At 67.3% G+C, this 602-nt stretch carries 1 protein-coding gene; it reads left to right on the forward strand.

From position 1 onward, the window contains the following. The coding region (locus EJC49_RS25050; protein WP_126702653.1) for an ISAs1 family transposase at positions 1 to 597 on the forward strand (597 nt) is incomplete at its 5' end. Positions 598 to 602 lie beyond the last annotated feature (5 nt).

A 602-nucleotide genomic window follows, 5' to 3' on the forward strand; every position in this document is an offset into this window, starting at 1 on the left:
GCCATCCATGCCCAGGCCGAGACGGCGCAACTCGTCCTCGACCGTGGCGGCGATTACCTGTTCGCGCTCAAGGCCAACCGCCCGGCGATGCTGAAGGCCGTCGCAGCCTTCTTCGCCGACCCGCCGGAGCCGCTCGAAAGCTTCCAGACCACGGACGCCGACCACGGACGCATCGAGACGCGCCGCCACCGCACGACCGAGTGCGTCGACTGGCTGTTCGGCGACCGTGCCGAGCCGGGCGCTCCCACCATGCGGGGTCTTGCCACCCTTGCCTGCGTCGAGGCCGTGCGCGACGACGGCGCGCCGTCCATCCGCTACTATCTCTCTTCCGCCCGTCTCACGCCCGAACGCTTCGCCCGCGCCGTCCGCTCCCACTGGGCCATCGAAAACAGCCTGCATTGGGTGCTCGACGTCACCTTCGACGAGGACGCAGCCCGCAATCGCGCCGACAACGGCCCGGAAAACCTCGCAATCCTACGCCGACTGACCCTCAACCTGCTGCGAACCGCCAGACCCAAACTCGCCATCAGCCGAAAACGAAAGCGAGCAGGCTGGTCCGACGCCTTCGCCAGATCAATCATCGGCCAAATGCGATAGCCCTA

Origin of the sequence: Aquibium carbonis (genome assembly GCF_003970795.1) — a bacterium.
Lineage (GTDB): Bacteria > Pseudomonadota > Alphaproteobacteria > Rhizobiales > Rhizobiaceae > Aquibium > Aquibium carbonis.